Genomic DNA, 14,075 nt, shown 5'->3' with positions numbered 1-14,075 from the left:
TACAACAGAAAGTCCTGTGCGGCATTTTTTTATTAAAAAAGTTGTAAACTGGTGTAAGAGAAATGTTCTGCCTTTAAAATAGAAACCTTAATAAATTAAAAAAAGAGGTCTGCAGATAAAATGCGGAAGATTTACAAAAAGATAAGAGGTAATGAATGTCAGGCAGGAAGCCGATATGATATTCAACAAAGGGTGGAGTCAATCACAGGGGCGCCATTCTTATTTTTTAGGAGGATCAAAATGACAGGAACAGTGAAGAAGCAAAAGAAACATAAGTGGATGCTGTTTGTCCTTATTGTGCTGGCTGCTGCTGCAGTCACCGTCTTTTTTGGATACAGCAGAGGCAGCAAAGCGTCCGCTGCGGAAATTTCATTTACAAATATGGAACTGACAGATACAGGCTTTACTGCGGAAGCAGAGTTTATTTCCAGCGGCAAAACCTTCCGAACATATCATTACACAATAGAAGGAAGCGTTTTATATCTCACTGTTTACGGAGGACTGGCAGGCGGCGGATATTCGGATGGGAATTTTACAGTTGACATTCAGGAGGATATGCAGGAAGTAGCCACGGTTTGTCTGAAAGGCTGTGATGATGTTGCAGTTTTGTATACGCGCTAAAATTAACAAAAATTTAACAAAATCTGACTTGATTTGTCATATACCGTAAGTAAAATTATCCTGTATAAAAAGAAAAATCCTTATTGGTATGAAATTATTTTCGTGTGCTCTGTGATAAAAGACACTCAGAATGGATGGTTCATGGCTAAGATACGGAACCGCGAAAATCAGAAAGGAAATTTTTTATTAGGAGGGAGTAAGCGGTTATGAAGAAAGAGTCAGAAATCAAAAAGGGAAAGTCCCTAAATCGGAATATTGCGAAAGGAAAGAAAAAGCGTGCGTTCAGTATTATTTTCTCCATAGCGCTTCTGTGTTTTCTTTTTACAGAGGGTTACAGGCTGTCGGTACAGGCGGCAGAGGATGGAAAGGTTCATGTGCAGGATGGCTTGCATCATAAGGAAAGAACAAAATCTGAGACGGATGCCAGTGAAAATATAGAAACTGTATCAGACGATACTATAAATTTTTCCAGAAAGAAAGAGTCGGCAGAGGAATGTGAAGAATTGCTCACGCCGGCGCTGGAATTACAGGATTATCTGGAAGGCGGTCAAGCAGAACCACAGGAGCTGCCGGAGCCTGAGGTGAATTACACTCCTGTGGACGACTATCCCTGGGGAAAAGCGATGAGTGCCAGTGAGATTACTCTGGTTGCTCCTGACAGTGAAGCTTCACAATATCAGTGGCAGAAGGCTGAACTAGAAGAAGGGGAATTTGAAGATATCGACAGCGCCGAAAGTCGGGAATGCACTTTTACTCCGGAAAACGGAAAGTGGTACCGGGTTGTAATGGACAATTCTGTGTCCAGGGCGGTACAGGCGTTCCAGACGCCGGGAAACGGACAGATAATTTCCGGTACAGGAGCGCAGAATTTAGAGGGGACAAAGATGCTGAAAGTATACAAGGAAAATCAGTGGCATCTTACCAATGGTTTTGTTGCCTATACTTCTGTTTCAAGTGGATCGACTTATCAGTGTTTTGATGTGCTGGGTAAGTATACAAAGAATGGAATTACTTATTGGATGAATACCGCCTATAGCGCTGGCTGGCAGCTTTTTACCAACGATTCGGCAAAACCTGCTGCCAGTTCAGGCACTCTTCCTGGCAATGCCGTTTTAAGTGAGCTTCGCTTTCAGTTTGGGAAGGAAAATAAAACGGAACTTCATATTGAGGCTGTTATGGGAAATAGCATGCATGCCTTTTGTTTCGGTTCGGACGTGATGCTGGGAACAAGTGAGATTACTCGCGGTTCCTTTAACCCTGATCATGCGGCGCTGACCTTGGCTCAAAGAGGGAATGGAATGAAATTGGTGCAGATGGTCGGTGCAAAGAACAATTACGAGAATAGTGACCCAGCAGTTGTTTTGAATTATACGGGCGCCGCTCCGGATAAGGTCTGGCTGGGAAACTTCAGCGAGCGTAAGAGATGGACAGACAATGAAAATCAGGCAAACAGCAATAATGTAAAGACGGACGGGAAAAAAGTCATTCAATATTCTAACGCTGACTCCGGTATGACTTCTTCCTGGCTGAATCTTTCGGAAGGCGCGGCTGTGCAATTCAGTTTTAATCTAGGAAATGTGCAGGAGAATGATGTGGTGGATCTTGCTATTGTGCAGGTGAATGCAAGTCCGGCGGAAGGAGGAAGTGTGACCGGAAGCGGCAGTTATTATAAAAATGCATCCGCCACCGTAACCGCAGAGGCAAAAAAAGGCTATGAGTTTGTAAAATGGACGGAGAATGGAAGGGAAGTCAGTACAGAAGCAAGCTGCAATTTTACAGTGACAGAGGACAGGAACCTGGTGGCGGAGTTTAAGGAATCCGAACCGGAAGTGAAGCCAGAAGTAAAACCAGAAGTGAAGCCAGAAGTAAAACCAGAAGTGAAACCAGTGGTTTATACCATACAGGTAAGCGCAGAACCGGAAGAAGGAGGAAGGGTAACAGGAGAAGGAAGCTATGATGAGAATGCTTTCGCAGAAGTGACCGCAGAAGCCAGGGAAGGTTATGAGTTTGTAAAATGGACGGAAAATGGAGAGGAAGTCAGTACGGAAGCAAGCTACAATTTTACAGTGACAGAGGACAGGAACCTGGTGGTAGAGTTTAAGGAATCCGAACCGGAAGTGAAGCCAGAAGTAAAACCAGAAGTGAAACCAGAAGTGAAACCAGTGGTTTATACTATACAGGTAAGCGCAGAACCGGAAGAAGGAGGAAGGGTAACCGGAGACGGAAGTTACATCGAGCATGCATCTGTTACCGTAACCGCAGAGGCAAAGGAAGGCTATGAATTTGTGGGATGGACGGAACATGGAAGGGAAGTCAGTGCAAAAGCAGCTTACCGTTTTCAGGCGACGGCTGACAGAAGCCTTACCGCATGCTTTTCGCCGGTAGCTACAGTGGAAGCAGAATATACTATTACTTTTGACGCAAATGGCGGAGAGACAAGTATAGTAAATGCAAAGACGGTAAACAGGAAGCTGCCTGAATTGCCCCAAGCCATTCGAATCGGCTATACCCTTGACGGCTGGTATACTAATGCAAGCGGCGGTGTGAAAGTCACAACGGATACAGAATTTGACAGCGACACAACCATTTATGCACAATGGAAGAAAGAGGAAACCAGCGGGGAAGAAATCATGCTCCGAAGAAGAAACAGCGCTGGAAATCAAGAGGAAGAAAGCATGCTGCAAAACAAGAACAGCAGTCAGGTTAAGAAGGAAAATCAAAGCAGCGGTGACGGCAATGAGCTGGATGATGTGCCGAAGACCGGTGAAAGTTCAGAACTGGGCTTCTGGTTTTTTGCTGCTTTCCTCAGTGGATTGGGCGCATGGCATTTCTGGCATAAAAATAATATTTAGATTTAATAAATGAAAAATACAAAGGAAAAAAGAGCTTTTTAAACAGGATCTGAGAAAGCGTCACATGATGAAAAAGGATAAGGCAAGGAAATGCATGATAGGGCTGTGTCTGTGCGGATTCTGTATTTCAGCAGGGAAAATTGTATTTACCTGTTATGGGAGTTGGGAGGACAGCCAGAGGCTGGACAGGCAGCAGGCACAGCTTATGGAACAGAGAGCAGAGGGAACCAGTGGGGACACAGATAAAGGTATACTGGCGGCAGGGATGTCAGAGGCAATTTCTGCCCCTGCAGATGCGCCAGGGGAAAAAGAGCCGGAAATTCTGCCGGAATACCGCTCCATGTACGAACAGAATCATGATTTGATCGGCTGGCTTTCCATTGAGGGAACGGGGATCAATTATCCCGTTATGCAGACGCCGGAGGATGAAAATTATTATTTATACCGGGATTTTTACGGAGAGGACAATCACAATGGATGCCTGATTATGGATACAGATTCTACGGTGGGGAGCGGCGCCAAGGCAGAGGGATATTTTGACGGCGCAGAGCCTTCCGCGAATTTAATCGTTCATGGACATAATATGAAATCGGGAGAAATGTTTGGAAATCTGGATTTGTATCAGGAAGAAAGCTATGGGAAAGAGCATTCTATCATTTGCTTTGACTCCCTTTACGAGCACCGGAAATATGAGTTGATTGCTGTTTTTTATTCTCAGGTGTATCGTGTAAAAGATAAGGAATTCAAGTATTATAAGTTTTTTGAGGCGGGCACTCAGGAGGAATTTGACAATTGGTATACAAATATAAAAAAGTTGTCGCTCTATGACACAGGCGCCAAGGCGGAGCCCGGAGATGAATTTATTACGCTGAATTGCTGTGCCTATCATGTGGAAAACGGAAGGTTCGTTGTGGTTGGCAGGAGAATCGAATAGCATGAATGGAATCACATAAGCCCGGGGAATTGCCGGAATTTCTGAAAAACAAAAATAGCAGGGACGCATATATTAATAGAAAAAGAGAATCATATGGACAGAGTAAGAAAAATTATCAATGTCGGGCGGGCCCATGAAAAAGGCTATTTTGGGGAAGAAATCGGCGTGGCAGTGCTGGATACAGGCATTTCTCCCCACCCGGATTTTGAACATAGGATTGTCTGCTTTCAGGATTATGTAAGAGGGAGGATGTCTCCCTATGACGATAACGGACACGGAACTCATATAGCCGGAATTATCGGCGGCAGCGGCGGGGCTTCCAATGGAAAATATATGGGAATTGCGCCCCGCTGTCATTTGATTATCATAAAAATATTGGATTATAAAGGAAACGGCAACACGGAACAGGTGGTACAGGCAATTGACTGGCTGGTGCGGCAAAGGAATGTTTACCGGATACGGGTTGTAAATATTTCTATAGGTATGGTTCTTCATGCAGGGAGCAGAGAGCGGGCCATGCTGTTGCAGGCAGTGGAATACGCTTGGGATAATGATTTGGTGGTGGTAGCGGCGGCAGGGAATAACGGCCCTGGGGAAAACAGCATTACTGTTCCGGGAATCTGCCGGAAAATTATTACAGTGGGCTGTTTTGACGATACCAAAGAGCAAATTGGGAGATCTATGCTAAAGCCCAATTATTCCGGCCAGGGGCCTACGGAGCATTGTGTGGTAAAGCCGGAGCTGGTGCTGCCGGGAACCAATGTTACAAGCTGCGGCATATATCCCACACTGTATACGCAAAAAAGCGGCACTTCCATGGCGGCACCCATGGTGAGCGGAAGTATAGCCCTTTTGTTAAGTAAATATCCGCATTTTTTACCTGCGGATGTGAAGCTTCGTTTCTATCGGCGGACGGTGGATTTGGGTCTGCCCTTGTCAAAACAGGGCTGGGGAATGGTAGACATTGGAAGATTATTGTGATAAAATGTCACCAGTGCATAAAGGCGTCAGGAAATGCTTCAGCCGGCCAGGGGGGGCGGCGCATTGCATTGCCTGGGAATGCATTTTGCGCAAGAGGTGATTAGATGAAAAAAATAAAGAAATTTCTGTCGGGAAGGGCCACCATTGTAGCCCTTGCGATTCTGGTTCAACTGTGTTGGCTGCTGTCATTTCTGTATGGTTTTCAGGCGCGCTACACTTTTTTTAATACAGCGATTGGTATTGTGGCAATTTTTGTCGTACTGCTGATTGTGAATAAGAGAAGCAATCTGTCTTATAAACTGGCCTGGACTGTGGTAATACTGGCGGTTCCCATTGTGGGGCTTTTAGTTTATTTTATTTTCGGACGGTCAGAGCTTACCAGGCCCACCAGAAAACGGATGGAAGCCATTAACTTTGAAATGCAGCAGGAGCTTCCGAAGCATCAGGAGCTTCAAGCGGAATTGATGGGAAATGATATGTCTGTTTACCGTCAGTCAAAGTATGTCATGGACTGGGCAGGCTTTCCGGTATATAAGAATACAGAAACCAAATATTATCCCTGTGGAGAAAATATGTTTCCGGATATGCTGGCAGCGCTGGAGGAGGCGGAGCATTTTATTTTTATGGAATATTTTATTGTGGAAGAAGGGTATATGTTTGGAAAAATCCTGGAGATTTTAAAGCGCAAAGCCGCTGCGGGCGTGGATGTGCGTTTTATTTATGATGATTTCGGGTGCGTAACCACCCTTCCGACAAAATATGATCAGCAGATGCGGGAATGGGGCATTCAGTGCGTTCGGTTTAATCCCCTGTATCCTGTGATGTCCGTGATTATGAATAACCGGGATCACAGGAAAATTCTGGTGGCTGACGGCAAGGTTGCTTTTACAGGGGGAATTAATCTGGCAGATGAATATGTAAACAAGGTGACCCGGTTCGGATACTGGAAAGATACCGGCATCCGTCTGGAAGGGGAGGCAGTCTGGAGTTTTACCATTATGTTTCTGGAAATGTGGGATTATATTGCAAAAACTCAGGAAAAGGATTTGGAAAAGTTTCGGCCTTCCTGCCATCAGACCAGGCAGTTTCAGACAGATGGATATGTACAGCCTTATACAGACAGTCCCCTGGATCATGAGACGGTAGGGGAAAATATTTATATGAACATCATTAATCGCGCCCGAAAATATGTGTATATTTTCACTCCTTACCTGATACCGGATGATGAGATTCTGAAAGCTTTGCAGAATACGGCTAAGAGCGGAGTGGATGTGAGAATTATTATGCCGGGAATTCCAGATAAAAAGATTATTTATTGGATTTCCCAGTCCTACTATGAACCGCTGTTGGAGTGCGGGGTAAGGATCTATCAGTATAATCCGGGGTTTCTTCATGCAAAATGTTTTGTGTCGGATGATGAGGTGGCTGTTGTGGGGAGCGTGAACCTGGATTACCGCAGCCTGTATCTGCATTTTGAATGTGGCGTCTGGATGTACCGCTCCAGGGCTGTAATGCAGGTCAAGGAGGATGTGCTGGACACCATGGAGCGGTCAGAAGAAATTAATATTGAATTTTGCAAGAAACGTCCGGCGGCAATCCGCACTTTGCAGAGCGTGATGCGCCTGTTTACCCCGCTGCTGTAAAAGGGATGATGCTGTTTTCAACAGAGCAGAAGCTGTTCTAGGGTTTTCAGAAAGTAATCCTTAAATAAAGCTTTTTTTACGTCCTTTTGAAACAGGATATCCACCGACCCAATTTCTTTTCCGTTTAATTTGTAAACGGCTTTTCCTGCAGTCTGGCCTTTTTTTACAGGCGCGTCAGCAGATTCAGGGAGTTCTAGTTCCTTGGTTACAGAAGATAAATCAGAGCCCGCCACATCCAGATAGGAGAAATCAGATTTGTAGGCCAGAGGCGAGTTGTCTTCCACTCCGCCTGTTACAGTCAGGCTGGGGAGTCTATCTGTATTTTCATCCCGATAGACCTGGCATTTTCCAAAGCCGTAATTCAGCAGTGTTGTGGCGTCTGAGAAACGGATTTTATGATCCGGAGCGGCCATAATTACGGCAATCAGTTCCAGGCCGTCCTTTTCAGCAGTGGCGGAAACGCAAAATTTTGCCTGGGAGGTGGAGCCGGTTTTTAATCCGGTGGCATAGGGATACTGCCGGATTAATTTGTTGGTGTTGGTTAGGCCGAATTCTGAAGAGCCCTTTCTGGTCACATGGGTGATATTTTCCATCCAAATTGTGCAGTAATCATGAATTTGAGGATATTTAGTAATCAGTTCCCGGGACATCAGCGCAACATCATAGGCGGTGGTCATGTGTCCATCCACGTCAAGGCCGCAGCAGTTTACAAAATTGGTGTCATTCATGCCAAGGTCTTTGGCGCGCTGGTTCATGCGGCTGACAAATTCCTGTTCGCTGCCCCAGATGTGTTCTGCCATGGCTACACATGTAGCATAAATGCATAGTAGACAAGCAGGAATCCTTGTAGAATGTACGCTTAGAAAACAATTGAATATTTGGACATTACCATAAGTCCATGATCAATTATAGAAATATGATTGATGGTGGGCTTATTTTAATGCCTGAAACCACAAACCAATATTCACCGCATTCAGCATGAAAATGCCCTTATGAGCCACATAGAGCTTCACAGGGGCATTCTAACAGCCAATTCTACAGTAACTTGAAACTACGATTTCATTGTAACAATCAAAACAGAACCCAAAATCAAAACAGAATTCCAAAAACAAAACCAAAAAATCTAAAACCCAAGGAGGACAACTTATATTGGCAAAACACATAAAGAACATGAACCAATTACAGAAAGCATTGCAGCCCATCATGATAAAAATGGTGGATCAGTTGGCAAAGAGAGTGTATGAGACATTGAATTATTTTCTGAATGATTATTACACAGGCTGGACACCGGACAGCTACCGCAGGACAGAAGCGTTCCTCCGGTCAGCAGTGAAAGTGGACGCATATCCAGATAAAGGCGGTGTAAGGGCATGTGTGTATATTGATTATGATTCCATGGACGATTATGTAAATGCAACCGGATACCAGGTGGCGCAATGGGCAAACAGTGAATTGCATGGGGGACTGTCCGTAAACCATAAGCCCCGTGTGTGGGATAATGCCATGGACGAAACCATCAACAATGGGAGCCTGCTTCAATTGGCGATCCAATATTTACGCAGCCAGGGAATATCAGTAAGAAACTAAGCAAGAACATGGAAAAGGAGATAAAGCATTATGGATACAGTGAACAAAAAGGAATTCGCATATAAAATCGCGGAGAAAGGCGGTTTTTATAAAAAGGATGCAGTGAAGATGACGGAATTATTCTGGGAAACGCTTCTGGATTATCTGTCAGAGGGCAAAAAAGTTAATTTCTATGGAACTGGACATTTTGAATTGAAAACCGTAAAAGAGAAGGGAGCAAGGAATCCAAAAACCGGAGAAGCGTGTATTGTGCCGGAGCATAAGAAAGTGAAGTTCTATTCCAGTGAGACATTGGCGGATAAAATAGAGGATGAATAAACCAAAAACGGAATAGATTCAGAGAATGAATGACGGGAGAGCGTTTCATGAAAATCCATATGGACAGGAAACCAGAGAATTGCAACCATTGCATCTACAGGGAAGAATTGAGCAGATATTTAGATTTGGATGACTATTGTGCAAAAAATATGAAAAGAACAGGCAGGATTAACATGGATATTGATTGTCCATTAGGAGAATTGGAGGAAAAGATACATATTGAAATTAAATGAACGAGTAGCAATTATTACAGAAGAAAATATAAGCAGGCTGTCACATTTATATGGGGAAATAAGTATTGGCGATTTATCAAGGATTGTAAATAATCATTTGGAAGTTGCGATTGATGAAATCGAGGAAGATTGTATACGAAAGGGGCAGTGTCTTGAAAGAAATTAAGAATCTACAAGAAAAAAGACTGATTGTCGCAAGGCATATTATGTTGGAGCGAATTGAGCCTACTAATGGGAATATTATCAATGCATGGTGTAATCCGTTTTCTGCTGATAAATATAAGTTAGACCATGCAGAAGGTACGGAATTATTTGACTGGATGTGTAAATTTATCAGCAGTAACGATGTGAAATCATGTAATGAACAATTGGAACGATTGAGGAGAAAAGGCGAGAGGAATTTAAAATCAAAAGGTGAACGTGTTGGATATGGTGCAAAATTGGTAAAGGAGCCTAAAGATGCGTTGGCAACATACAATATATTTACAAAAGGCAAGAAGTATTCTGGTAATTATTCCTCTTTGTGTATAAGGATGGGAAGATTACCAAAGAAAGGTTAAAGGTGAATGCATATGAATAAAGTGCCAGAATGTAAAGAGTGTGAATATGTGAAGATGTATAATTACAGGAAAAGGATTTATTATTGCGACAATGAAGACAGGACAGACGATATGGGGAAATTGAGTGTAGGTGATATTCCAAGGGTATGTCCTGAGTGGTGTCCGTTGAGAGAAAAGATAAATGAGTGAGAGTATGAGTTGCGAATAGGTTTAATCATACTGGGCCATTTTTATGATAAAAAACGCTCAAAACCCTTGATTTATAAGGGATTAAGCCAGACCACATATAATTAAAGGAGAGTGCCATATGCAGTTCAAAGATTTAGAGTGGAAAGATATCATATCAGATAATGTGGTTGTGTGCAGCCATTGTGAAATCAATTTATGCGGATGGATTAAAATAGAATTCCGCATTAATCATGAAGCAGAAGAAAATAAGCATTATCTGCATGCTTTTGGCAAAGGAAGCATCAGGAGATTAAAGCCTGAAAAGTATGATTCCATAGAATCAGCAAAGAATGCGGCATATAGGATATACAATAATGAAATGGCAAAGATTAAGAAAGCGGTTGATTATTTGGTGGCTACTTAGAAAAAGTAGGGAGAAGATTGAATCAATATATGAATTTCTAAAAACAATTCCAATGTGTGTATCTGCAAAGAAAATCCAGTAAAAGAGAAATTGAATATTTAGCATGAGAAATACATAAAGGGTTGAATGAAATGTTCAGTCCTAATTACCATGCAAAAATCCAACATTTTGATTTGAGGGCTAAACAAGTTAAGCATGAAAAATTTTGTTAAGTCTTTGAAAAATGAATTTGTAGAAGTATATAGGGGTGTTGAAGTTCAACATACCTTACAGATAAACTACTAAAATTTGATAGGAATGATAAGGATGTTAAAACTTTTAACAGGTTTACAGGAGACAACCTTTTGGTTGTGAGTAAAGTTACTTGAGCAAAAATTCGATTTAGTATATTTTTATCTATCAGTAAATCAAAAGAGAATATATGGATATGATTTCGGATGTGAAAAATATTCACAGCAGAAAAGTATATATCAGATGAAGAAATTATTTATGTAACAGCAAATGAGAAATTGCACACCAACAGAAAAAATAGAATCAAAAAGGAGAATATTTATAATGAAGGATTTTGTAACAGTATTTACGGCTCAGAAAGCAAGGCAGCTACTCAAAGAGGGATTTGTTATTACTGATATCAAACCTGATAAAACAGATGATGATCACAAGCGGAGTATTTTTATTTTCAGAAATGAAGAAGGATTATTGGAAAGATTAAAAGAATGAACATTGAAGATTACATATAGAGATTTCCCCGCAAGCGGTGAAATTTTGTCGGTTTTGTGTTTCGATTTCCATTTTTGAACATCAAGAAGTACATATAAAGTAAATATCTTATATGTGTATCCTGATGTTCAAATTTGGAAAGTAAAAATATGTGAATGAAGAAGTTCAAAATGTAATATCAAAAATCAGAGACTTTTTGAGCGTAGCGAAAAACTCAATATGTAATACATAATGTACAAAAAATCAAAAAGGAGAAAATGATGTATATACAAAAAGGAAAGAAATATATCTATTCAGTCATTCAGGCAAATGAATTTATCCAAAGGGGATATAGATGCTTGGAGACAGGATTTAATTCAAAACGAAGGAAATATTATTGGGTATTCGATTATGAAGAAGTACAGCCATACTATGAGACAAGTCATAGGTATAAATAATATGTAACAGCAAATGAAATATTGCACACCAACAGAAAGAAAAGATTTTAAAAGGAGAATATTGGAACATGGGAAAGAAAGCAATTACGATTTTTACGGCTAAAACAGCAAGGGAATTATTGAAAGGTGGATTTACCTTGATTGATATTAAACCAGACAAGAATGATCCTGATGGTAAAAGAAGTGTATTCATCTTTAGGAATGATGAAAATTTATTGGAGAAAATTAAAGAGTATAAAGAGAAGTAAAATGTATAAACTGAGATGTGCAACTCGTTGTAAACGAGTGCCATTATCTAGTTTTCTTACTTACTAATATCTCTTACTTATAAGTGTGCCAACTATACCTATTTTATCTGTCTTGTTGTCACTATGTTTTGGACAACAACAGTCATTTTACGGTGGTTGTTGTCACCCTAGAAAAACACAACAAAAAATACGCAAAAAGGAGTACAAAAAATGGATAAAATATTTTTAAACAAAGGGCTGGTTACAGGAACAGCACTAACACAAGACGGTGTATTGGCTTATATGGCACTGAGGACAATTATTGATGAAAGCATACCACTATACAATAAAACTTCATCAGTAGATTGTGTGTCTTTGAACAGAATGGCATTTGCGCTTGTAGGTTCTCAGGAGAAATATGAGAAGGTCTTACTTGATTCATTGCAAAGAGGTATCTATGAGTTGAAATTTGCGAATGTACTTGACATATTAAAAGATTTCAGCACTAAAAATTCATATGAGTATCTTCTTGATATGGCGAATATGCGTCTGGACACAGAAAAAGATAATTTCATGTTCGTATATCCAGAGGAAGTGCATAAAATTCTTACCTGTAATGAAATTATGAAGAAAAAGATTTCGATGCTGAGATATTTTGTCGCTCTTATCAGCACATTTAACTGGTCTAAAAGCATGAGATATTGCATGGAAAATCTACAAGGGAAGATCAGCACTATGTCAATAGAGTATATTTCCACACAAGCGGGGATGATGTCGCAGAGGACTTGTATCAGATATAATGAGATTTTGTCTGAATTGAAGATGATTTATGTTTACAAGAGCAATGATAAGGAGCGTGTTGGAGATAAATTAAAACAGATTAAGAATTGTTACAGTAGGTATGCTGATAAAGACGCTTGTGAGGAATATGCATCTAATTATGAAAACTGGTATGGTTCGCAGCACATTATTGTGCGTACTCAAAAGAATAAAGAACAGGCAGACAATAACAGACGCTTGGCACAGATTTACAATCGTATCTGTGATGGATATGGTGATGCATATGATGAAGAAACGATTAGAAAAGTGCAAAAGTATATTGTAAATAAGAACAAAACTCTACAAGAGGAAATTGATTCTAAACACGCACAAGAGTATATGACAGATAGTGATAGAAGATGGGTTGAAAAACTGGAATCTCAAATTAAAGATGAAAGTGTCTTTGAACAGTTTGATTTCTTGAAAGATGATGATAACTGGGGAGAACCTATTGACTTTTCTGTAGAGGAAATATTGGATATGCCTATAATGGGCGAGGGTTCAAATGAACCTGACAAATACGAATTGTGTGGGACAGAATGAACTTTATAAAGTGGTGTCCACTCCGACTGGAGTGCAGTCCCAAACAGGTGATTTCAGAGAACCTGATTATATAGAGACAAATAATAAATCTCATGGTGAATACAATCATGGGATATTTTGCGTTACTGGGAATGATTTAGATTATATTGATATAGATGACTTGCTTTGATGGTATAATCATTTATGTAATGAGCTTCACAAAAGTTTTGTGTAGCTTTATTGTTAGAAATGTGCTTGTGGGATTACGCAAGTGGGGTATGTTTTGTACCCCCTCCTGAAAATATAAAAGATGCGTCAAATTTGACGCTGCTATTAGAAGGGGGTTACACTCCAATTGGAGTGTGAGCGTGATACACTTTCAAAGGACACTGTAAATTCAGTACTCAACATGTATAGAAAAGTACGGCTTCGTCAGAATTGACGGAGCAAATTTTTCGCTGAGTGAGTATAAGGGGGCGGCCAAACACAGATGCCTTTTAGTTGTAATATATGGGGTATCAAAATGCCACCCCATATTCAAGATGAGTGCGATTTTACACTTATTGCATTAGGGCTATAGCATTTCACGATATCCCTTTAAAGGGAAGCTGTATTGTGTCCATTGTGGACATTCTTGAAACAGGGTATCCCTGTACGTTATTTCAGGGCAGAGGGTTTCTCCATTTGGAGAAAGGCTCATTATAAGCGTATCCTTTGAAGAATACGGTTATTCGCCGATTAGTCCGATTGGACAAATCTGACCATTTGGGCGAAAGTCACTGTTAGTTACCTTCAAAATAAAAAAACAAATTTAAAAGTTGCGAAATACGACTTTAGAAAATCAAGCGATAAAATTTGTCGTTTGAATCATTCAAGTAATTAGAACCTATATCATTTTAGATGTTGGTTTCCCCCCATTCTAGGAGTGTGATCGTAATCCCAAAATGGGAAGCTCACCACGATTTCGTGGTCAGTGATTATAATTCACGATTTCGGTTCAAACAGATTCCGTAAAATTGGAAAGTGTGT

General features: G+C 40.8%; 16 protein-coding genes. 15 read left to right on the top strand and 1 reads right to left on the bottom strand.

Going from position 1 to position 14,075, the window contains the following annotated elements:
• Positions 1 to 240: 240 nt before the first annotated feature.
• From E5329_RS17205 to cls, 5 genes are all read left to right on the top strand, one after another.
• Entirely contained in the window at positions 241 to 621 is a 381-nt protein-coding gene (locus E5329_RS17205; RefSeq protein WP_135990676.1) for a hypothetical protein, read from the top strand.
• A gap of 206 nt (positions 622 to 827) precedes the next feature.
• Positions 828 to 3,473: an InlB B-repeat-containing protein gene (locus E5329_RS17200; RefSeq protein ID WP_135990675.1), complete on the top strand. Its 2,646-nt coding sequence runs from the start codon at positions 828 to 830 to the stop codon at positions 3,471 to 3,473.
• A gap of 64 nt (positions 3,474 to 3,537) precedes the next feature.
• Positions 3,538 to 4,407 (top strand): class B sortase, encoded by an 870-nt coding sequence (locus E5329_RS17195; RefSeq protein ID WP_135990674.1) that lies wholly within the window; start codon positions 3,538 to 3,540, stop codon positions 4,405 to 4,407.
• 93 nt (positions 4,408 to 4,500) lie between these two features.
• Complete coding sequence (locus E5329_RS17190; protein ID WP_135990673.1) at positions 4,501 to 5,388, top strand: S8 family peptidase; 888 nt, start codon at positions 4,501 to 4,503, stop codon at positions 5,386 to 5,388.
• 104 nt (positions 5,389 to 5,492) lie between these two features.
• Positions 5,493 to 7,031 carry a cardiolipin synthase gene (gene cls / locus E5329_RS17185; protein WP_135990672.1) on the top strand — a complete coding sequence of 513 codons (1,539 nt, stop codon included), beginning with the start codon at positions 5,493 to 5,495 and terminating at the stop codon, positions 7,029 to 7,031.
• A 17-nt stretch (positions 7,032 to 7,048) separates the two neighbouring features.
• On the opposite strand, the gene E5329_RS17180 is transcribed toward cls, so the two are convergent.
• The gene (locus tag E5329_RS17180; RefSeq protein WP_135990671.1) at positions 7,049 to 7,831 is read right to left on the bottom strand and encodes a D-alanyl-D-alanine carboxypeptidase family protein; all 783 of its coding nucleotides are present in this window, start codon (positions 7,829 to 7,831) and stop codon (positions 7,049 to 7,051) included.
• 349 nt (positions 7,832 to 8,180) lie between these two features.
• On the opposite strand from E5329_RS17180, the gene E5329_RS17175 reads away from it, so the two are divergent.
• The 10 genes from E5329_RS17175 to E5329_RS17140 all read left to right on the top strand — a co-directional run bounded on the left by E5329_RS17175 (position 8,181) and on the right by E5329_RS17140 (position 13,067).
• Positions 8,181 to 8,618 (top strand): hypothetical protein, encoded by a 438-nt coding sequence (locus E5329_RS17175; protein WP_135990670.1) that lies wholly within the window; start codon positions 8,181 to 8,183, stop codon positions 8,616 to 8,618.
• Positions 8,619 to 8,648: 30 nt separating this feature from the next.
• Positions 8,649 to 8,936: an HU family DNA-binding protein gene (locus E5329_RS17170; RefSeq protein ID WP_135990669.1), complete on the top strand. Its 288-nt coding sequence runs from the start codon at positions 8,649 to 8,651 to the stop codon at positions 8,934 to 8,936.
• A 47-nt stretch (positions 8,937 to 8,983) separates the two neighbouring features.
• The gene (locus E5329_RS17165; protein ID WP_135990668.1) at positions 8,984 to 9,169 is read left to right on the top strand and encodes a hypothetical protein; all 186 of its coding nucleotides are present in this window, start codon (positions 8,984 to 8,986) and stop codon (positions 9,167 to 9,169) included.
• Positions 9,156 to 9,335 (top strand): hypothetical protein, encoded by a 180-nt coding sequence (locus E5329_RS17160; protein WP_135990667.1) that lies wholly within the window; start codon positions 9,156 to 9,158, stop codon positions 9,333 to 9,335. Before E5329_RS17165 ends, E5329_RS17160 begins: the two co-directional genes overlap by 14 nt.
• Positions 9,322 to 9,729, top strand: a complete 408-nt coding sequence (locus E5329_RS17155) for a hypothetical protein (RefSeq protein ID WP_135990666.1) — start codon at positions 9,322 to 9,324, stop codon at positions 9,727 to 9,729. The genes E5329_RS17160 and E5329_RS17155 overlap by 14 nt, the downstream gene beginning before the upstream one ends.
• 12 nt (positions 9,730 to 9,741) lie before the next feature.
• Positions 9,742 to 9,918, top strand: a complete 177-nt coding sequence (locus E5329_RS29860; RefSeq protein WP_168356664.1) for a hypothetical protein — start codon at positions 9,742 to 9,744, stop codon at positions 9,916 to 9,918.
• Positions 9,919 to 10,036: 118 nt separating this feature from the next.
• Positions 10,037 to 10,321 carry a hypothetical protein gene (locus E5329_RS17150; RefSeq protein ID WP_135990665.1) on the top strand — a complete coding sequence of 95 codons (285 nt, stop codon included), beginning with the start codon at positions 10,037 to 10,039 and terminating at the stop codon, positions 10,319 to 10,321.
• A gap of 555 nt (positions 10,322 to 10,876) precedes the next feature.
• Complete coding sequence (locus E5329_RS29855) at positions 10,877 to 11,041, top strand: hypothetical protein (protein WP_016286272.1); 165 nt, start codon at positions 10,877 to 10,879, stop codon at positions 11,039 to 11,041.
• 505 nt (positions 11,042 to 11,546) lie between these two features.
• Positions 11,547 to 11,726 carry a DUF5659 domain-containing protein gene (locus E5329_RS17145; RefSeq protein WP_135990664.1) on the top strand — a complete coding sequence of 60 codons (180 nt, stop codon included), beginning with the start codon at positions 11,547 to 11,549 and terminating at the stop codon, positions 11,724 to 11,726.
• A gap of 210 nt (positions 11,727 to 11,936) precedes the next feature.
• Positions 11,937 to 13,067, top strand: a complete 1,131-nt coding sequence (locus E5329_RS17140; protein ID WP_135990663.1) for a hypothetical protein — start codon at positions 11,937 to 11,939, stop codon at positions 13,065 to 13,067.
• Positions 13,068 to 14,075: the final 1,008 nt, after the last annotated feature.

Source organism: Petralouisia muris, assembly GCF_004793545.1.
Taxonomy (GTDB): domain Bacteria; phylum Bacillota; class Clostridia; order Lachnospirales; family Lachnospiraceae; genus Petralouisia; species Petralouisia muris.
Note: the sequence above shows the minus strand (reverse complement) of the source record. Positions and strands in the feature narration are given on the sequence as shown.

What these genes read in the sequence shown, in the direction of transcription:
- E5329_RS17205 (WP_135990676.1), top strand. Translation starts at nt 241, where the DNA reads ATGACAGGAACAGTGAAGAAGCAAAAGAAACATAAGTGGATGCTGTTT.
- E5329_RS17200 (WP_135990675.1), top strand. Translation starts at nt 828, where the DNA reads ATGAAGAAAGAGTCAGAAATCAAAAAGGGAAAGTCCCTAAATCGGAAT.
- E5329_RS17195 (WP_135990674.1), top strand. Translation starts at nt 3,538, where the DNA reads ATGATGAAAAAGGATAAGGCAAGGAAATGCATGATAGGGCTGTGTCTG.
- E5329_RS17190 (WP_135990673.1), top strand. Translation starts at nt 4,501, where the DNA reads ATGGACAGAGTAAGAAAAATTATCAATGTCGGGCGGGCCCATGAAAAA.
- cls (WP_135990672.1), top strand. Translation starts at nt 5,493, where the DNA reads ATGAAAAAAATAAAGAAATTTCTGTCGGGAAGGGCCACCATTGTAGCC.
- E5329_RS17180 (WP_135990671.1), bottom strand. Translation starts at nt 7,831, where the DNA reads ATGGCAGAACACATCTGGGGCAGCGAACAGGAATTTGTCAGCCGCATG.
- E5329_RS17170 (WP_135990669.1), top strand. Translation starts at nt 8,649, where the DNA reads ATGGATACAGTGAACAAAAAGGAATTCGCATATAAAATCGCGGAGAAA.
- E5329_RS17165 (WP_135990668.1), top strand. Translation starts at nt 8,984, where the DNA reads ATGAAAATCCATATGGACAGGAAACCAGAGAATTGCAACCATTGCATC.
- E5329_RS29860 (WP_168356664.1), top strand. Translation starts at nt 9,742, where the DNA reads ATGAATAAAGTGCCAGAATGTAAAGAGTGTGAATATGTGAAGATGTAT.
- E5329_RS17150 (WP_135990665.1), top strand. Translation starts at nt 10,037, where the DNA reads ATGCAGTTCAAAGATTTAGAGTGGAAAGATATCATATCAGATAATGTG.
- E5329_RS29855 (WP_016286272.1), top strand. Translation starts at nt 10,877, where the DNA reads ATGAAGGATTTTGTAACAGTATTTACGGCTCAGAAAGCAAGGCAGCTA.
- E5329_RS17145 (WP_135990664.1), top strand. Translation starts at nt 11,547, where the DNA reads ATGGGAAAGAAAGCAATTACGATTTTTACGGCTAAAACAGCAAGGGAA.
- E5329_RS17140 (WP_135990663.1), top strand. Translation starts at nt 11,937, where the DNA reads ATGGATAAAATATTTTTAAACAAAGGGCTGGTTACAGGAACAGCACTA.